Source organism: Rhizobium sp. BK619, assembly GCF_014195245.1.
Classification (GTDB): Bacteria; Pseudomonadota; Alphaproteobacteria; order Rhizobiales; family Rhizobiaceae; genus Rhizobium; species Rhizobium acidisoli.
This window is the reverse complement of record NZ_JACIBH010000001.1, coordinates 608981-627450: the sequence shown is the minus strand read 5'-3', so window position 1 is coordinate 627450 and position 18470 is coordinate 608981. Positions and strand designations below refer to the sequence as shown.

14 protein-coding genes and 7 pseudogenes are annotated in these 18470 nt (G+C 58.0%); 11 read left to right on the top strand and 10 right to left on the bottom strand.

Features of this window, described 5'->3' with window-relative positions; all coding sequences use genetic code 11:
* Window positions 1-304: 304 nt before the first annotated feature.
* Window positions 305-739 (bottom strand): annotated as a pseudogene (locus FHX14_RS02960) (alcohol dehydrogenase catalytic domain-containing protein); the annotation flags it as partial.
* An 8-nt stretch (window positions 740-747) separates the two neighbouring features.
* On the opposite strand from FHX14_RS02960, the pseudogene FHX14_RS32925 reads away from it, so the two are divergent.
* Window positions 748-943, top strand: a pseudogene (locus FHX14_RS32925) (electron transfer flavoprotein subunit beta/FixA family protein); the annotation flags it as partial.
* Between the two features lie 53 nt (window positions 944-996).
* On the opposite strand, the gene FHX14_RS02955 reads toward FHX14_RS32925, so the two are convergent.
* Window positions 997-1281 (bottom strand): ribbon-helix-helix protein, CopG family, encoded by a 285-nt coding sequence (locus FHX14_RS02955; RefSeq protein ID WP_037074454.1) that lies wholly within the window; start codon window positions 1279-1281, stop codon window positions 997-999.
* 174 nt (window positions 1282-1455) lie between these two features.
* A complete protein-coding gene (locus tag FHX14_RS02950; protein WP_003595337.1) occupies window positions 1456-1761 on the bottom strand; it encodes a hypothetical protein in 306 nt (101 codons plus the stop codon).
* Window positions 1762-2244: 483 nt separating this feature from the next.
* On the opposite strand from FHX14_RS02950, the gene FHX14_RS02945 reads away from it, so the two are divergent.
* On the top strand, window positions 2245-2556 hold the full coding sequence (locus tag FHX14_RS02945; RefSeq protein ID WP_184376074.1) for a co-chaperone GroES: 312 nt from the start codon (window positions 2245-2247) through the stop codon (window positions 2554-2556).
* A 48-nt stretch (window positions 2557-2604) separates the two neighbouring features.
* Window positions 2605-4239: a chaperonin GroEL gene (gene groL, locus FHX14_RS02940; RefSeq protein WP_184376072.1), complete on the top strand. Its 1635-nt coding sequence runs from the start codon at window positions 2605-2607 to the stop codon at window positions 4237-4239.
* A 169-nt stretch (window positions 4240-4408) separates the two neighbouring features.
* On the opposite strand, the gene FHX14_RS02935 is transcribed toward groL, so the two are convergent.
* The 4 genes from FHX14_RS02935 to FHX14_RS02920 all read right to left on the bottom strand — a co-directional run bounded on the left by FHX14_RS02935 (window position 4409) and on the right by FHX14_RS02920 (window position 7317).
* Window positions 4409-5263 carry a transglutaminase family protein gene (locus FHX14_RS02935; protein WP_184376070.1) on the bottom strand — a complete coding sequence of 285 codons (855 nt, stop codon included), beginning with the start codon at window positions 5261-5263 and terminating at the stop codon, window positions 4409-4411.
* Window positions 5264-5339: 76 nt separating this feature from the next.
* Complete coding sequence (locus FHX14_RS02930; protein WP_348649223.1) at window positions 5340-5729, bottom strand: response regulator; 390 nt, start codon at window positions 5727-5729, stop codon at window positions 5340-5342.
* Window positions 5730-6007: 278 nt separating this feature from the next.
* Entirely contained in the window at window positions 6008-6424 is a 417-nt protein-coding gene (locus FHX14_RS33435; RefSeq protein WP_348649226.1) for a transposase, read from the bottom strand.
* A 416-nt stretch (window positions 6425-6840) separates the two neighbouring features.
* On the bottom strand, window positions 6841-7317 hold the full coding sequence (locus FHX14_RS02920; RefSeq protein WP_184376066.1) for a hypothetical protein: 477 nt from the start codon (window positions 7315-7317) through the stop codon (window positions 6841-6843).
* Window positions 7318-7576: 259 nt separating this feature from the next.
* Between FHX14_RS02920 and FHX14_RS02915 the strand changes: the two are divergent.
* From FHX14_RS02915 to FHX14_RS02905, 3 genes and pseudogenes are all read left to right on the top strand, one after another.
* A pseudogene (locus tag FHX14_RS02915) lies at window positions 7577-8191 on the top strand (IS66 family transposase); the annotation flags it as partial.
* Between the two features lie 158 nt (window positions 8192-8349).
* Complete coding sequence (locus FHX14_RS02910) at window positions 8350-9096, top strand: AraC family transcriptional regulator (RefSeq protein ID WP_184376064.1); 747 nt, start codon at window positions 8350-8352, stop codon at window positions 9094-9096.
* A 115-nt stretch (window positions 9097-9211) separates the two neighbouring features.
* Window positions 9212-10072 carry an EamA family transporter gene (locus tag FHX14_RS02905; protein WP_210300934.1) on the top strand — a complete coding sequence of 287 codons (861 nt, stop codon included), beginning with the start codon at window positions 9212-9214 and terminating at the stop codon, window positions 10070-10072.
* An 863-nt stretch (window positions 10073-10935) separates the two neighbouring features.
* Here the strand turns inward: FHX14_RS02905 and FHX14_RS32910 are convergent.
* Window positions 10936-11129, bottom strand: a pseudogene (locus FHX14_RS32910) (oxidoreductase); the annotation flags it as partial.
* A gap of 176 nt (window positions 11130-11305) precedes the next feature.
* Here FHX14_RS32910 and FHX14_RS02900 point away from each other — a divergent pair.
* The gene (locus FHX14_RS02900) at window positions 11306-13480 is read left to right on the top strand and encodes an EAL domain-containing protein (protein WP_184376061.1); all 2175 of its coding nucleotides are present in this window, start codon (window positions 11306-11308) and stop codon (window positions 13478-13480) included.
* Window positions 13481-13688: 208 nt separating this feature from the next.
* On the opposite strand, the pseudogene FHX14_RS32905 reads toward FHX14_RS02900, so the two are convergent.
* Window positions 13689-13825 (bottom strand): annotated as a pseudogene (locus tag FHX14_RS32905) (DUF982 domain-containing protein); the annotation flags it as partial.
* Window positions 13826-14018: 193 nt separating this feature from the next.
* Window positions 14019-14141 (bottom strand): annotated as a pseudogene (locus FHX14_RS02895) (recombinase family protein); the annotation flags it as partial.
* A gap of 14 nt (window positions 14142-14155) precedes the next feature.
* Here FHX14_RS02895 and FHX14_RS02890 point away from each other — a divergent pair.
* The 4 genes and pseudogenes from FHX14_RS02890 to FHX14_RS02875 form a co-directional block, all read left to right on the top strand.
* Window positions 14156-14597, top strand: a pseudogene (locus tag FHX14_RS02890) (AAC(3) family N-acetyltransferase); the annotation flags it as partial.
* An 82-nt stretch (window positions 14598-14679) separates the two neighbouring features.
* Window positions 14680-15021 carry a hypothetical protein gene (locus tag FHX14_RS02885; protein ID WP_184376059.1) on the top strand — a complete coding sequence of 114 codons (342 nt, stop codon included), beginning with the start codon at window positions 14680-14682 and terminating at the stop codon, window positions 15019-15021.
* A 350-nt stretch (window positions 15022-15371) separates the two neighbouring features.
* On the top strand, window positions 15372-15821 hold the full coding sequence (locus FHX14_RS02880; RefSeq protein WP_246713341.1) for an NAD(P)/FAD-dependent oxidoreductase: 450 nt from the start codon (window positions 15372-15374) through the stop codon (window positions 15819-15821).
* A 155-nt stretch (window positions 15822-15976) separates the two neighbouring features.
* On the top strand, window positions 15977-17986 hold the full coding sequence (locus tag FHX14_RS02875) for a methyl-accepting chemotaxis protein (protein WP_184376057.1): 2010 nt from the start codon (window positions 15977-15979) through the stop codon (window positions 17984-17986).
* The last annotated feature ends 484 nt before the right edge of the window (window positions 17987-18470 follow it).

The window sequence follows — 18470 nt, the reverse complement described above, 5'->3', positions numbered from 1 at the left end:
TTAATTTGTTGGCGCACATACTGCTTCTCCTTGGTTATGCCGTTGTCAGGGCACTGGCGCGGAGGAGAAATTTGCGGATCTCATGTATCCGGCTTGTTTCGGGATTCGTTGAAGTTGTATCAAATCGTATGATCCAGGAAACGAACCTACCTGTTGCCATCGCATATCAATGCAAAATGTCTGATGGGTCGCTATCGGCAAAGGTCAGACGGCCGAATGTAACAGAGAGAAGGGAGGGAAGGTACATCTCTAACAATCTAAACCGTGAGATAGCCAAATTTCCCAGCCCCAAGAGATGCGTTTTAACGAACTCATTCGCCCCGAAGTCGAGAACCTTTTGACGGTCGGCGGTGCGCCCCGTACCGACGACATAGGCACCGGCTTCCTTCGCGAGCTGCGTCACGATCGAGCCGACGGCGCCGGCGGCGCCATGCGCCAGAACTATTTGCCCCGCCTGAAGGCGGCCATGCTGGAACAGACCATGCCATGCTGTCAGACCGGAAATCGGCAGACTGGCACCGACGGTGAAATCGATGTCGCCCGGTAGCGGCGCCAGATTGCGCGCCTCCAGCGCGACATACTCGGCGAGCGTGCCGTCGCGATACCAGTCAGCCAGGCCGAATACTCGCTGGCCGATCGACAGTCCCGTGGTGCCGTAACCCAAAGCCGTGACCACGCCAGCCACCTCATGACCGGGGATTGACGGCGTCCGATCATGCGATGTTCGATCGGTCCAGGTTAAGAGGCTTGCGTCTGAAGGAACACGGCAAGGCGGAGGAAGTGGTCGTGGTGTCGATCGGCCCCAGCTGCGCAACCCACTTGCATCGGCGCCGGCCGCACCGTGCTGGTCGAGAACGACGTTTCGGTCGAGCCCTTGGCGGTTGCCAAGATCGTCAAGGGTGTCGTCGATGCAGAACAGCCCGGCCTCGTCATAGTCGGCAAGTGGGGACGGGATCTGGCTGCGATTCGATGTTGAGGTCCAGACAGCGGTGACGTTCAGTCATCCCCATCCGTCCGACTCGCGATCCGCGTGTCGGACAGAAAGCTGTTCTTTTCCATCCACTCCCTGATGATGTGTCTCATCACGTCCTCGCGTGTCAGCCCAAGCTCGCTGGCCAAGTCCCCTAAGACTTCATCAACATCGTCTTCCATCGAAACAGTTGTAGCATTGCGCAGCCGGAGTGCGGCTCGACGAAGCAGGATCTGCAGCTCCGGACGCGGGATGTCCGCGATCCGGTCAGCGGCATCCTGGAGAAGCGCGGCGGCGTCGGTCGATGTCATCGTCATGTGCGCTTCCGCGCGGCCTCCCCAACCACGTTCCCCAAGTGCGGCCTGACGTGAGTGCCGAACCTGTGGACACCGGCCACTCGTAAGAGGACCGTCCGAAAAATGCCGGACCAATGGCGACAAGCGCTTTCCGGGTGAGCTTCGCGAGAAGCAACTTAAATTGTCTGTTCAGGCGCCGGTAGGCTTGACCATAACGGCGGAACGGATTCCCTGGATGCGTTTACGATTTTTTTCGAACTCCGCGGATGATTTCGAGGGCAGGGGTGTTTTTCCAAAGTGCCGGCTGAGTTCGATAGAAAGGGCGGCGGGCGAGGTCATCCCGTCGCGATAAAGCTTGAACAGGAGTCTGACGGCGATGTTGTAATCTTTCGGATCTGCGAGGCTACTAGTGGAATCGTATCCTGCGTCGTCGAGGACGCCTTGCAATACCGTCAGGTCGGAAGTCCGCACAGATATGTTGAGATTGGAAGACATGCTGTCCTCCTTCAATTTGGGGCGAAGGCAGCAATCGACCTCCACGCAGTAGCGCCCGGAAAAACAGCTACTGAAGACCCATCGTGCGCCTAATCAATGCGGCTAGCAAACTAAATATTCGGGGTGAGCAGGTGAGGCGGCAAGCTTGTGCTTCGAAAGGTGTCTCGGGCATCTCAGATTACCTAGAAGCTCCCGCCTTTATGGTGCCTAACACTCCGTTGTCCGCTATATCTGCCGTCGCCGGGCCGGATATCGCTTCAACATGGATCAAGTTGAGGTTGTCACCTTGGCAATGTTGGCGGCCCGCGCTGTATGGGCTTTCCGAGTTTGCTTGACGAAAGACGATCTCGACCGTGCGGAAACTTAATGAATAGACAAATATCGGCATGACATCAATCGTCGCTGGCACTCTCAACGTAAGACTGCTAAGGTCGTGTTATCGGGATTGGCCATTCGGCCGCGACCCCGTTGAGGAACCCCAAAATGATTAATACCATTTTCCGGCCGTTGCACGACCGCGTCGTCGTGCGCCGTATCGAGGCTGAAGCCACGACCAGGGGCGGGATCATCATTCCCGACACCGCCAAAGAGAAGCCGCAGGAAGGCGAGATCGTCGCCGTCGGCACCGGCGCACGCGACGAGAGCGGCAAGATCGTTCCCCTCGATGTTAAGGCGGGCGATCGCATCCTGTTCGGCAAGTGGTCCGGCACCGAGATCAAGTTCAACGGCGAAGACCTGCTGATCATGAAGGAAGCAGACGTCATGGGCGTCATCACCTTATCTTCGGCCGCCTAGTTATCCTTTTGACGAAGACCAAGGGGCCAATGGCCCGGGAGCTATTCCATGTCTGCGAAACAGATCAAATTCGGCCGTGATGCGCGCGAGAAGCTGCTGCGGGGCGTCGATATCCTTGCCGATGCAGTGAAGGTCACGCTCGGTCCGAAGGGCCGCAACGTCGTGATCGACAAGTCCTTCGGCGCACCTCGTATTACCAAGGACGGCGTGGCTGTCGCCAAGGAAATCGAACTGGACGACAAGTTCGAAAACATGGGCGCCCAGATGGTCCGCGAAGTTGCTTCGAAGACCAATGACGTCGCTGGTGACGGCACCACCACAGCTACCGTTCTCGCCCAGGCGATCGTTCGCGAAGGCGGCAAGGCCGTTGCCGCCGGCATGAATCCGATGGACCTGAAGCGCGGCATCGATCTTGCCGTTACCGCGGTCGTGAAGGACCTGCTGGCGAAGGCCAAGAAGATCAACACATCGGAAGAGATTGCCCAGGTCGGCACCATCTCGGCCAATGGCGAGAAGGAAATAGGCCAGTATATCGCCGACGCGATGCAGAAGGTCGGCAATGAGGGTGTGATTACCGTCGAAGAAGCCAAGACCGCCGAAACCGAGCTCGAAGTCGTCGAAGGCATGCAGTTCGATCGTGGTTATCTTAGCCCCTATTTTGTCACCAATGCCGAAAAGATGGTGGCAGAGCTGGAAGATGCCTATGTGCTGCTGCACGAAAAGAAGCTCTCCAATCTGCAGGCCATGCTTCCTATCCTGGAAGCAGTCGTCCAGAGTGGCAAGCCGCTGCTCATCATTTCCGAGGACGTCGAAGGCGAAGCTCTTGCGACGCTCGTCGTCAACAAGCTGCGCGGCGGCCTCAAGATCGCTGCCGTCAAGGCTCCTGGCTTTGGCGACCGCCGCAAGGCCATGCTGGAGGATCTGGCGATCCTGACCGGCGGCACTGTCATCTCCGAAGACCTCGGCATCAAGCTCGAAAACGTCACGCTCGAGATGCTCGGCCGTGCCAAAAAGGTCTCTATCTCCAAGGAGACTACTACCATCGTTGATGGTGCGGGCACCAAGGCGGATATTGATGGTCGCATCGGCCAGATCAAGGCTCAGATCGAGGAAACCACCTCCGACTACGACCGCGAGAAGCTGCAGGAACGTCTTGCCAAGCTCGCTGGCGGCGTTGCCGTGATCCGCGTCGGCGGCTCGACGGAAGTTGAAGTGAAGGAAAAGAAGGACCGCATCGACGACGCCCTCAACGCAACGCGTGCAGCGGTCGAAGAAGGTATCGTGCCTGGCGGCGGAACAGCCCTTCTTCGCGCCTCTATCCTTCTGGACATCAAGGGCGAGAACGAGGATCAGAATGCCGGAATAAGCATCATTCGCAAGGCCCTGCAATCGCTGGTTCGCCAGATTGCTGAGAATGCTGGTGACGAGGGTTCCATCGTGGTTGGCAAGATCCTGGAAAGCAACACCGACAACTTCGGTTATAACGCCCAGACCGGCGAATTCGGCGACATGATCGCTATGGGCATCGTCGATCCAGTCAAAGTGGTTCGCACCGCCCTGCAGAACGCTGCTTCGGTTGCCGGCCTGCTGGTGACCACAGAAGCCATGATTGCCGATCTGCCGAAGAAGGATGCTACCGGCGGCGGCATGCCTGACATGAGCGGCATGGGCGGCATGATGTAACGGGTCCGCTCCGAAGCTCCCGGAATTACTGCGCAGCTTGGGCGTTTTTCAATGCCCAAGCTGCAGCCTTTCGTCCTCTCCTTGACGAGCAGGTACTATTGCCGCGATCGTTGACCTCGCGCGCGTCCTGACCAATGACAGGACTAAAGCAGGCAACCGTCATCTGTCGCTATTCTCGTATCTCGACCACCTTGACCGACACGTCCAAATCCTGAAAATCGTCCGGCACTCCACTATATCCGCCAGTAACAGGCATGATCTGTCCATTGTTGCGGGCAAACGCTACGGGAACAAGACATGCTTCTCCCACTCGTCGATGGGTGGGATCAAACGCGATCCAACCGGCTCCCGGAAGATAGACTTCAGCCCAAGCATGTGTCGATCCGCCGTCGTCGACAGATGCCCGCGGGTCATAGATGTAACCGGAGACAGCACGCGCGCCAAACCCAAGGCAGCGAACAGCTTCAATGAAAAGCGCTGCGATGTCCCTGCATGAGCCACTGGCCCGCTCCAGTGTTTGTTGCGGCGACTGTGTGCCTTCCTCGTCTCTGATGCGATAGCTAACATTTGTCAGAATGCCGGCATTTATGTCCTTCAGGAGCGAAAGCGTATCGGTCGGGTGGCTGCCCACGAACGCTCGCGCCCAATCCGCCACACGGTTACCACGAGAGGTCGCGGCAGCAAACGCGCCGAGATCGGTCTTGTCTTCGCTCGAATAGGTGAAGGGATAGGCATGCGCCGAGATGTCTATATTGAAGACCGGCCATGGGTCGGCGGTCTGCTCGACAAAGGCAGCACTGGAGATCGTCAGTTCGGAGGTCCGCTCCGAAAACGTCACTGTCGCGATCGTGTTGCCGAAAACGTCCTGCGACCAGGCAATCGACCCGTTCGCGGAACAGTCAATGTTGAAAGACAAGATCCGAAGCTGCTGGTCGGTCCGGGGCGACAGGATCAGGCGGTGCGCAAGTAGCCCGACGGGTCGCAAGTAACGATAGGTCGTTTGATGCTTGATCTGAAGTTTCATGATGATTTCCCGGCCGTCAGATTTTCAGTCTACCTCAGACGTGGCCAGCGGAGCGCGCTCGCGAAGTGGTCATGCCCTAGGAACTCCATTGCGGCGACGAGACTTCTTCTCGATGTTCGGATTCAATGAGGAGCTTGAAGCATGTCATTAGGGGCTTGGTAGCGTACGGTTTCCTGACAAATCTAAAGCGGTGCGGCAGCAACGACTGTCGCAGGTTTACGACCCCGGACGTCATAACGATTGGTAGCTTTGGCCATCGTGCATGAATGCGCACTGCGAGTTGGACACCATCTATTGGGCCTTTCATATTAACGGAGGTGAACACGAGACTTATGTCGCCCCGCTTTTCCAGGATCTCCAACGCATGCGCGCCATTGGCCGCCTCGGCTGTCCCGTAGCAAGATCCTTTGCACGCAACAACCGCTTCCGCGCGGAGGATCCGGTTCTCTTCTACAATCAGGATCACGTGTTTTTGCGCATGGCCGGCTGACAACTTGATTGCCCAGTAAAGAGTTTAGCGACGTGAACCATCAAATCATCATTGCTGCGGCGCAGCAACAAGTTATTGGCAAAGGTGGGGTGGACGGCGTCAATGAGCTCTGTGGGCCATCAAGAGCCTGGAGCTTCGCCAACGAGCATGGCGAGCGGCGCGAGTGCCCCGAGAGCGACCAGCCCGAAGTGCATGATGGCCGGCCACACCCAGAGGAAGTTTCTCAGGGATTTTTAGCATATGTGGCTGGCCGGTCAGCCCATCTGACAAGTGACGAAAACTATCCATGCCAGTTGGTTCTCGTAGGCCGCAACCACGGCCCGACGGCTTCGCGAAAGATTTCGCCCCGGCAGGCAGGTCACGATCGATAGGGCGCTTATGGCCAGACACGATGATTTCGATGGGTGCCTGCGGTCCCGAACAGCCGCCGCAAGTTTCATTCCGTCCATACGTCTCGGCATATCAGTCAGTAAACATGATCCGTATATCGGTGCGGGCCTCCAGAATAGCCACCGCCTGATCCACGTCGGACCCGGCTTCTTCAACAAGGTCAACCCCAACAACCTGGCTTTTGGGGCGAGCCGTCGCCAAGTGAACAACTGCTGCGGCGTCAACCCATGCCGCCGCGCCACAGAGCACACCGTGACGCCGCGCTCGCAACTCTCCGCAATACTCTGCGCCTTCTGATCGTCGCTCCATTCGCGACGACGGCCACTGTGAACACCTCAAACCGGCGTATCGGCTCATCCTGGGATTTAAGCGTAGGTTCTGAAATCGGCATGTGTCCAAGCCCTCTTTCGGGGTTGAACATCAATGATCAAGCGATGATCCGGAAGGTAGAATGGACAGCTTAGCAGTTATCGGCAAACATATCAAAAAAGAAAGCCCGGCTCGGTGGCTGGGCTCTGCGACTTCAGAGCTGTTGGCCGGCGCTTTAGGCGGAGTCGGCAATTTTGCTTGCTTTCGGAAGCGAGTTGATCCGCATTGTGCGAGGCGTGCGGTTACGTTGATCCTGGAAGTATTTCAACGCGGCCTCCTCTACCGTCACTCCTCGACGGGCGGCCAGGTTCGGGGAGATAAGCGCTTGTTAGAAACTCGCGCTTTGATCAAGAGCCTTGGTATAGGCATCGATCATTGCGGTTATGACTTGCTTAGGTTCAACCGATCCAAGCGGGTATGTGCACTCAGGGATTCCTAGAGACCCAGTGTCACCCGGTTTGTCCCAGTCTATCTTTAGTTTAATACTGGAACCGGATATCGAAAGTTTCCCCGAAATAGACTTACTGCCGACGACCTTCTCCATCAGAAGATTGGCGGCCGGTGGGCCTACAACCGGCGGTCTATCTAGCTTAATTCGAGAGATGCGAGCCTCATCTAATTTGGCGGTTGCAGCGGCAAGCTCTTTTGCCAATGTTGAAACGAACCTTTCGAACTGGCTGCGATCTGAGTCTTGTTTTCTCAGTACTTCTTCATTTGCCGCGCTCGACTTAGCGCTAGCCGCTTCGACGCGCTCGTTTGCTTGACGTGCTCTTGCAAGAGCCCTGTCAAAATCATCACTGCTCATCAAATTCCTCCTATGTCTGCAACTGCCGGAGTACACGCGCTGGCGGCGCCTTTCGAGGGAGACTGCATTGCCACCCATGGATAGGCGAAAGATCCGGCATCGTCTACTGCTGGCCCGAACCATTTCCTGCCACCAAGCTGTTCAGCCACTCGTAGGCGGGGTGGCGGTCGTTAGTGCCGACCTCACGGGAAGGGAGACGGTCCTGAAGTCATGGAAACCGAGGATGCTGACGTTTTGGGGGTTCTGAGCCCCAACGCCAATGGCTCAATTGATGGGCAAGCTGGGGTTCGAGCTCAATATCCTCGCCGACTACATCCTCGATGAGATCAAGAAGGCCGAACGGATCTTTGCTGACGAAACGACCTTGCCCACTTGCACCTGGTTCCGGATCAGCGAAGACGGCATGGCTATGGGCGTATGCCAGGGATGACCGGACTTTTGGGGGCAGCGGTCCACCGATGGTAGCCTATCGCTTCGAGGACAGTCGAGCCACCGAGTGTGTCGCACGACCTGAGCGGCTATCGTGGAATCCTGCAGGTCGACGGATATGCCGCTTATAACAAGCTCGTCCGGAAAGATGGAGGCAATGACAGCGCCATCCTGGCCGGCTGGGTCGCACAGCCGGAGAAAGTTCTACGAGTTGCATGTCGCAAAGAGCTCGAAGGTCGCTACAGACACCGTCGAGCGTATGGCGAGGTTATGGGAGATCGAGGAGCGTGTGCGCGGCCAAAGCCCTGAAGCTCGTGTCGCTGCACGCCAGGAGATCTCCGCAGCGATCGTCCGTGACCTCTTCACTCTCTGGCAGGCGACCCTGCCACGGGTCTCTGGAAAATCCAAACTCGCCGAAGCTCTGCGGTATGCCATCTCGCGTCGTCGTGCTTAAAGTGCCTGATGTGAAGAGTAGCCGCGACAGTGGCTTGCCCCTATAAGGGGAATTCGTCACTGAAGTTAAATTCTGCGACGCGAACGAGCGCGAACCTCGAACAGGACTTTTTAGACACGCTGCGAAATCAAATCGAACTGGATCAGCGGATGGACATCACAGCGGTTGAAGTTAGGAGCTACTCCGGGGAAGTAGAGCGCCACCGGCACGATTTCCATCAGGTGATCTTGCCTTGCTCGGGCGTACTCGAAATCGAAACAGGGCGCCGCGCCGGTCGTGTGGGAGGAACCATAGCGTCCTTCATACCCGCTGGGTGCGAGCATACTTTTTCTGCTGAGCCCGAAAACAGCTTCATCGTTTTGGATGTACCTCCTGGGGTTTGGACGCGGGCCATTGATGATGAGATCGTGCCGCCTTTTTTCGCGATCGGTTCCGCCGTTCAGGGGCTTGTCGATTACATAAAAGCACTTAGCCCTCAGGCTAGGCTTCCATCGTCGCTCTGTGAGGCCTGGTCCACGCTTCTTCTGGAACGGCTCGCCCAACAAAGTGATCAGCTTGATCGGGTGGAACTGGCGGTGAGGCGAGCCGTTGCCTTTATGAAATGCAGACTGGCCGATCCAATTCGCGTTCATGATATTGCTCAGGCAGCCGGCTTGAGCCAAACCCGCCTCCACGAGGCTTTCCTGAACAAGCGGGCGACAACACCTCACGCTCAACTGGTCGAGCTCCGCCTTGATGCGGCCGAACGCATGCTTGCCATTCCGACTCTATCCATTGCCGAAATAGCGATCCGAAGCGGTCATTCTGACCAGAGTGCATTGACGCGCGCCATGCGTAGGGAGCGTGGTGCAACCCCAGCGGAGGTTCGGTGCAGCCTGCTTGGAGGAAATGCCTGAAGTCCGGAAGGTTATGTCAAGACTCTTTCCCTGTTCTTGTATCCCTATGCCGTTGTGTGGCTGGGGGAAAGAATGATAAATCAGCGAGCGGGTAAGGCGACGGCTGTCGGGCTGATTGCCATCGGGTTATGGTCCGGGCTGGCTTTATTTACAGTCGCGGCGGGGGGGCATTCCGCCATTTGAACTCCTGGCACTGTGTTTTGGTGTCGCCTTCGCCAGCGGAAGGGTTGTACTCGTGTTAGGTGGGGCTCCCTCCGTCGGCCGACTTTGCCCGCCGCCGGCAGCGTCGCTCCTGGCATTCTTCGCAATTTTCCTCTACCACGCGCTTTATTTCTTTGCGCTCGCGACGGTTCCACCTGCGCGTGCCAGTTTGATTGCCTATCTATGGCCGCTACTCATCGTGCTCTTCTCCGCTTTGGTTCCTGGAGGTGACCGGTTGGGCTACCGGCACCTCGTGGGCGCAGCTCTGGGGTTCATTGGGGCGGCCATTATTTTCATGGACCGTCAGGCGGAGACTGAGCAGGCTTCCAATGTACTAGGGTATCTGGCCGCCTTCGCATGTGCGGCGATCTGGTCGGGGTACTCCGTCATCAACCGCCGCTTCGAAGAGGTTCCGAGCCAGGCTTTAATCAGTGTTTGTGGTGCGGTGGCCCTTGCCGGCGCGACCGCGCATCTTTTGTTCGAGGATAGTGTAGTGCCAACCGTCCATCAGTGGCTTGCCGTACTGTTTCTAGGGATGGGCCCCACAGGCCTCGCGTTCCTGGCTTGGGATTATGCGACTAAGCATGGCAACATGCCGCTGCTCGGGACACTGTCATACTTGGCGCCACTGATCTCGACCCTGCTCCTTGTCGCGAGCGGGCAATCGCAAGCGAGCATTTGCGTTGGCTTGTCGGCGCTCCTAATAGTTGGCGGAGCAGGGCTCGCATGCTACCCAGGCAGAGCAAAAGAAAACGCGAAACGCCCTGGCACCTGACGTGGTGAAAGGTAAGCAACGTCGTCAGCGCTATGGCTCGGCGAGTGCGTTCAGCGTCGCGTTCACCCGCCACGTGGGGAAGTCGCCGGAGGACTTCTCACGGGAAAATACGGCAACATAGAGCGGAGCAAGAAACCGCTTTTGAGGCGTTGACGAGAGCCGAGCCGCCCAACAGGGCGGCCGGTATCTTATTCCTGTGGGGTCAGGCGCCGCAGACTCCCACGGAATAGTCTCGCCATCAGAAAGAAGCCGCCGGTCGGGCCGTCTTCTGGTTCAGGCTCGCAAGAAAAGACCACGCTTTTTGCAGCCTGTTGGACAGTGCGATAGCCGGAATGTCCGTTGAAGTCCGTGGTCGTGAAGCCTGGATCGGTTGCGTTGACCTTGATGCCGGACGCCGCGAGGTCCTTGGCGAACGCCAGAGCAACCGCATCGAGCGCAGATTTTAGGTAGCCGAGCTAATTAACTCGGTAGAACTCGTTCTGCGGGGTCAGAAACCAGCCCTTGGAACCAAGACCGCTGCTTACCATGACGACGTTGGCGGTTCCGGCGGCCTTAAGAAGCGGAAGGAAAGCCTGTGTGACGCGAACAACAGCAAAAATTCAATTTGGTTCAGAGGCGGGACTTAGGTCCTAGCGATAGATCGGCTCCGTAAGGCCGATTTAAGTCTGACCGTCCGACTGCCGTAGGTTGGCAACCGGCGATCTTTTGTACCAAAGCGCACGGGACCTAAGTCCGGGCTTACACGCGCCCACGAACTGGCATAGCGTGTGGTGTCCAACCCCTGATGGACAATCGAAGGAAGGCGCAGTCGGCGTATGTTTTCGGTCTCCTACTGAGCCTTCCTTTCCGATAGCATCCTGGGTTCACTCTCTGATAAGATCGGCTGCCATCCGCCAAAGCCGATCCGCGCGCCGCGAGCCTTCCTGTTTGCCATCAGGTCGTCCTGGGAGAACGGGGGCGATTGACAATCGTGGAAGTATCGGCCGCTCACGCCCTCGACGGGGGGCGAACCGGCCGGCAACACGGACGTCGATGCACCTTGCCCCGGCGTTTTGCGGTGACGAGGTTTGATTTCAAGCTCCTCCTTCGACCTTATCCAAATCCTTCAGGGATCGTCTTGGTCAATGGCGGCTGGCCAGAACGATGACCCGGAAGGAAGTGCTAACCAATTCCCTTCCGCGTGCTTTAACGTTCCCGTTTTACGCTGTTCACACATAAAAGGACGAATTGCAGATGAATCGGCAGGCGCGGTCGCAGTGGGTTTTAAAGTGGCTTCTCCCGGCAGCGGCGTCATTAATCATAGGGTGCGTCCTTCTTGGTACCCTCCACTGGGCCGCAGCAAAAACCGATATGGTGGCAGAGGCTCGCCAGCGGGACCTGGTTAGACTGATCGTCTCGAAGATGCAGGCAAGCGTTGCTCATGATCAGGAAAGCGCGACGGTATGGGACGATGCTGTTCGAAAAACCAGTGCGCGGGATCAGGAATGGCTCAAATCGAACCTCGGCGATTGGATGCACACTTACTTCGGCCATGACGCCGCAATCGTACTTTCCTCCGATCGGACCCCGATTTATGAATTCATTGCGCCCTCGGATAACGCGTTGTCGTCGGACGATCTGCGCGGCGCCTACATGCCGCTGGCGGAGGCATTACAGAGACGACTTGCTGCCAGCGACACCGAAGGGGTCACGGACCGCGTGCTCTCAATCGGCGAAAGCGACCTCGCATACGTAGGGCGACGACCGGCGATTGTCAGCGTCAAGCCAATCGTCTCTGACACCGGCGATGTCGAGCAACAGCCGGGCGAGCAAAATCTCCATGTCGCTGTGAGGTTCCTCGATCAAAGTTTCGTTTCCGACATCGGAAAGGACTACCAGTTTTCTGAAATGAAGTTCGAGGACGATGCTCCGAAGGACACCGAGCACTCATTCGTTCCCCTAACGGCTCGTTCGGGCGCTGCGATCGGCTACTTCACCTGGCACCCATTTCGGCCTGGTGGGAGCGTGATGAAAGCGACCCTGCCGGCGGTGGGCCTGGCAGCCGCTGTCATTTTCGTCGCGGCTAGTCTGTGCGGGCATGCGATCTGGAGACGTTCGACTCGGCTCGCTTCAAATCGTGAGGAACTCCAGCATCTCGCCTCGCGCGATCCTCTGACCGGCCTCTCAAACCGCGCTCATTTCAGCAACGAACTCGCCGCCCGCCTCGGCGCGGCCTCGCAGAACCAGAGCCACTGCGTGCTGTTCATAGACCTTGACCGGTTCAAAGCGGTTAACGATACTTTCGGGCACCCGACTGGAGACAGGGTCATCTCGCTCGTGGGCCAGCGCATGAATGAGATCATGCCCGCGGCGCTCATCGGTCGCATCGGAGGTGACGAATTTACCGTCTTTCTCGAAGAAGCGGACGGTGAAGTGGCCACCGCCGTTTGCCAACAGATCGTGCAGCGTCTGCGGCAGCCTTTCGAGATAGATGGCGCCCACATCGTCATTGGTGCAAGTGTCGGAGCTGCGGTTGCCGCCGGCCGTGCGGATCCCTCGGAACTCACCCGTCAGGCCGATATAGCTCTCTACCACGCAAAGGCTGCGGGTCGGAACACTTTTGCGATCTTCGGCGGGCATATGGACGAGCTACTGCGCAGGCGTCGCAAGCTTGAACACGACCTTCGGCTGGCGCTCGAGACGAGATCTCAGATCGAGGCCTTTTATCAGCCGGTATATTCTGCGGAGCACAAGGGCCTGTCGTCTATGGAAGCGCTCGCTCGTTGGAAGCATCCCGAAGAAGGCTTCATCGCTCCCGACATCTTCATCCCCATTGCCGAGGAAATAGGCCTTATCCACGAACTCGGCGCCAAAGTGCTCGAGGATGCCTGCAGTGTCATGGCAGACCTTCCTTTAATCTCTATGGCGATTAACGCCTCTGCATTGGAACTCTGTTCAGACGGTTATCCTCTTCGTGTCTTGTCCAGATTGGCGAAATGGAACATCGATCCAAAAAGACTCGAGATAGAAATTACCGAGTCTTTGGCTTTTGGTGAAGAAGGACGAAGCGACCGGAACATTGCTATACTCCGAAATGCGGGGGTGGGTATTGCGATCGACGACTTCGGAACGGGATATTCCTCTTTCTCGAGAATGCAGAAGCTGGTGGTCGACAGGATCAAGATTGACAAGTCGTTCATCGATGCGATGCAGGGAGAGAGCAAGCCGCTGATCGAGGCGATGATCAATATGGCCCGGGCGAAGGGTCTTAAGACCACGGCTGAAGGTGTGGAAACGGATGAACAGAGCGATGCTTTGGTGGCGCTTGGATGTGATAGCCTCCAAGGTTTTCTGATCTCGCGGCCCCTTAGCCGCGCGGCCGTGATCGATTTGTACAACGAAACCGGCAAGCAAATATTTACTGCTTGAAGCTGGGCCGCGCGTCGGTCTGTCGCTACCGGCGCGGGGATATGCATTGGCTTGGCTTAGAAGTTCCAAGGCTGGCGTGCCGTCACCGGCTTCAGCCATTTTGGTCGTCTCGTGGCATCACGCCGCGAACGTCGTTGGAGCGCAAAAGGGAGTGTCTCCGGCTCATCGCGGTGCCGCCATGGTCTTTTTGGTTTTGCGCCGGGGCCGATCAGTGGACAGTGGCAACCACCGGAACTCCGGCTTCCTCGGCAGCGCGAATGAAGGCTGCGTGGTCGACCTTGGCCGGATATTGCCCTGGATCGCATCCAGACATGTTTTTGCCGCCGCGATATCTTCCGCGCCGTCGCCCGCTGCCGATCTGCCCCCGTCAGTTATTATCGGCAACGCAGACAAGGGTGGGCTGGCGACGGTGGATGGGATATCACCAACAGGCCTTCTGGCATTTTGTCCCCGCCAGCACTCCCGTCCTCCGCAGCATCGGTGGCGTCGGAACACTGTTGGGAACAGGATGGACCCCGGGAGCAGGAACCCGCCTTTTTGGGCGGCCGAGGGCTTTCTTTTCCGACTTGGCGCGCTTGAGGCCCGATTGCGTACGCTCGATCAGCAAGCCGCGCTCGAACTGGGCGACCGCGTTTAGCACGTTCATGTTCATTGTGCCCGCCGGGGGTCTCACCTCCGTCGGCATCGTCAGCGGCAATCGGCGCTTTAGGCCGACTGGCTCACTGCCAACCACCCGCTCGACTAATTATGGAGAGGCGTCTCCGCTCGGCAAACTCGTGGAGGCAGGTGGCAAGGTATTGATGGTCGGAGCCCCCTCGACACGATGACCCTTCTCCACCATGCCGAACACCTGGCGCGAATTCCGGACAAGCGCCTGCGCCGGTATGAGGTGCCCTTTGCCGCGTCGGCCGGGGTGGTGTGGCGCATACTCGAGGAGTTTGACACCAGCGACCCGGTTGTGCCGGGTCTTAAGGACGACAACGAGATCATCGGCGCGTTTCTCGCCACAGGGCAGGGTGCGCAGGGCTTGGCGGAGAGGCAAGATCGGTGATGGTCGATGCGACCTCCATCTGCAGCTTCTGTCGCATGGTTGGAGAACCATGTCTGGCCTGACTGAGCAGCTCTGTGGCGACCCGAGGAACAAACTCCGCATGGCGAGGTTGGTATTGCGAAAAAGCACAAAACAATGGGAGAAACTCATGCATAAATCTCTTCAGTTCATCCTGGTCGGCCTGGCCGCCATGACCGGATTGACGATCTCGCCAACGATCGCCGCCGCGCAGGATATGGAGTTGCGGGTCGGCCCCGGCGGCGTCGGTGTCTACGATCGCGATCGCGACCGTGATCGCTACGACCGATATGACCGCCGCGGTCCGCGCGGCTGCGATCCCAACGACGCGCTCGACATCGCCCGCGGAGAAGGACTTCGCAGGGCGCAGATCGTCCGCATGTCGCCGCGCAGCATCGTCGTCCAAGGGATGACGCGCCGTGGACCGGATCGGATGACCTTCGCCAATCGGCGCGGATGCCCGGAAATCTGATCTGCCGCGTCAGCGGCAAGCTGAAGGGCCGGGCGGCTAGCGGAGCCCGGAACGACAAGGCTGCCCGCGCCCAAGGCTTCGAAACCAGGTAGGCTCACCAGTCGAGAAGTGGCCGCATGCAGGTCGCTCCGTTCTCTTGTAAATGGGGCAGGCTTCAAGAGACGAAGCTGCGTGACTGCGGGATCATCGCAGGCGGCCCCACAGGGCTGACCGCGGCGATCTATCTCTCGCGGTAGCATCTGTCAGTTACCGTATTCGACGATGGCCTCAGTCGGGCAGCTTCGATCCCGGTTTCACACAATCACGCGGGTTTTCACGACGGCATCGGCGGCGAGGACCTGCTTTCCAGGATGCGCGAGCAGGCCGCCAAGCACGGCGTCGAAATCGCCCGGGCCAGGGTCACTGAGCTGTCGCGCACGAGCGGTCACTATTCGATCGTCACCGAGCGGGGGTGGACAGCGGCACGCACGGTGCTTGTCGCGACCGGCGTCGTCAATCGTAGACCGCCGATACCTTCGGACGAGGCGGTCGCAAGGGGACTGATAAGTTACTGCCCCGTCTGTGACGGATACGAGGTCACCGACAAGGCGGTCGCGGTCATCGGATCGGGATCAAGGGCGTTTGACGAAACGATTTTCCTCCGAAGCTACACCAAAGACCTGACGCTCCTGTCAACTGACGCTGGTCATGGACTTACGGCGGAGCAACAGGCCCGCCTTGTCGACCTCGGTGTAAAACTGCTGTCGGGCCCGCTAGTCTCGATAGACACCGATTCCTACGGAGGCTCAACGGAAACTTAAGCAGTCTGTCATAATTATAATTAATCACCTCGCCGCCGAGCGTGCGAAACGTGTTTGAGTTCCGAATGAATTGCCGCTGGAGCACGCTTGTCCAGCTTGTTGACCAATCGCGTCAGCCGGGGAGCCTGGTAGTCCCGTGCGACAGGAGTGTGATGATGCCATCAAAACTTTTCACCCGCATCAGTGCCAAGTTGACCGCCATGTCAACAGTCGGGGTTCTCATGGTTTTGGCCCTACTGGCGGCGGTCTGGCTTGGCGACGCTTCGGTCAGCAGGAACTCCGATTTCGGTCGGATGCAGCTGGTCATTTCACGGGACCTGGTCGACGCGAAAGCATCGATGCGCGGCATGATGATGGGAATGTTGGAACTGCGCCTCGCGCAAACATCGGTCGAGGCGACGAAAGCGCGCGACTATGTTGCCAAGCGACATGAGTCGGTGAACAAATACCTGGAAAGCGCAAGCTCCCATGTCACGCTCCAGGCCAACAAAGACCGGATAGCCAAGGTCATCGAGCTGACAGGTCAGTGGATGACTGTATATCAAGGTCTGTCGAACACGATCGACGCGAGACTTGACCGAGCTGCCAGTCCTGAAGCCTCAAAAGAGGAAACGGCTTCCCAAGGTAAGCTCCTGAGTATTGCCGACCAGATCGGATCGCTGCTCGATGAGTGTGTGAATGCGGCCAAAAGCAAAGCGGACGAAGCGGGATTGCAGATGTCAGCTGCATCTAGCTTGGCGCTGCGAATTTGTCTTGGAATGGGAGTTCTCGTCCTGGCGACGCTTATCGCGTCAGCACTTTATGGTTCGAAGGCGATCGCCCGCCCGATCGGGCGGTTGACGGCAAGCATGAAACAGCTTGCTCACGGCGACCTCGAAACTGCCGTGCCGTTTGCGAGCCGAACGGACGAGATCGGCGATATGGCCGGCGCAGTGGAGGTGTTCAAGCAGAACGGCATTCGGATGCGTCACCTCAACGCCCAGGAAAGCGCGTTGCAGGCCAAGAGCGCGGATTTGTCATCGAACATCTCGACAGTTGTCGCTGCGGCGGTGGCTGGTGATTTCACGCAGCGAATTCAAAAGTCCTATGATAATCCGGATCTCGATCGCTTCGCTGCGAGCGTCAACGAGCTTGCAGCTTCCGTGCACCAAGGCGTCAGCGAGACGCAACGTATAATCGCGGCATTGGCGCAGGGGGACCTGACCGACGAGATGCGAGGCGAATTCCAGGGCGCATTCGGAGAGCTTAAGCGCGATGTGAATATTACGATGGACGGACTGAGGAACGTTATGGCCGAAGTCCGGGCCGCCATCGACACCATCAATTCCGGGACCGGCGAACTCAGCAATGCGGCCGGCGACCTTTCCAAACGTACTGAACAGCAGGCGGCGGCATTGGAGGAAACCGCCGCAAGTCTGGAGGAGATCACATCGGCGGTTAGAACTTCAACCGAACGCGCGGCAGAAGCCCACCAGATGGTCGGCGAAGCGCTCAAAAGCACGGATCAATCCAGTGCGGTGGTCATGGATGCCATCGCTGCCATGGGTCGCATCGAGCAGGCCTCCGGGGCGATCAGCCAAATCATCAATGTCATCGATGAGATCGCGTTTCAAACCAACCTGCTGGCCCTCAATGCCGGCGTCGAGGCGGCTCGAGCCGGCGACGCGGGCAAAGGCTTTGCCGTCGTCGCTCAAGAGGTGCGTGAACTTGCGCAGCGCTCCGCTCGTGCCGCAAAGGACATCAAGGATCTGATTACTCGTTCAGGCACTGAGGTGCAGACCGGAGTGAAACTTGTGACCGCAACCGGCGACGCGCTAAGCGTGATTCAAACCCAAGTGACGAACATCAACGATTACGTCCACTCGATTGCGACTGCGGCAAAAGAACAGACAACTGGTCTCTCCGAGGTCAATACCGCCGTAAACCAGATGGATCAAGTCACGCAGCAGAATGCTGCCATGGTTGAGGAGGCGACCGCAAGCACTAGCCGACTTGCAGAGGAAGTCGTTACCCTTTCCCGGCTGATCTCCCGCTTCAAAGTTGAGACGGAAGGACGGCGTGCGAATTCCAACGTCAGCGCGGCCAGTCCCCAAGCGCGTTCGGCTTCTCCAGCGCGCGCGCTCCACCAGAGGCTGGCAAAGGCAGTCGGCTCGAACGCATTCTGACGAATGACCTATCCGACTCGGCGGGACGATAGGCCGCCACGCGCTAGGGGTGGTTTGAACGTTGACTCCGTCGCGAGGCAACACGTTTAGCCGGGATCGATTGCAAGTGTGTGGCAAGGTTATTCGTTCACGGACGCGGGTCAGTGCGTGGTCGTTTTTCGGGTAAGATGCGGCCGTTTCGTCGGTCACGCAACCCGGATTGAACAAGGTGTCGCAGTTCGATCTCGTTCAAGGCGTAAGATGAGCCAACCATCGGCATGTTCACGCCGGCGGCTTCATTCGAGGGGTTCATCATCTCGATCTCACAGCCGAGCCGTGTTAAAGATGCACCCAACCAAGCAAGTTTATTTTTTGCTTAGCTTTACGTTTTCACCTGCTCATTCCAGCCGCTACGGTCTCGACATCGGAGGTGCGGTACCGAGAGAAGACCGTCGATGTCGCTACAGATGCGGTCACTGGGATTGAGCACTAGCTGATTGAGCCG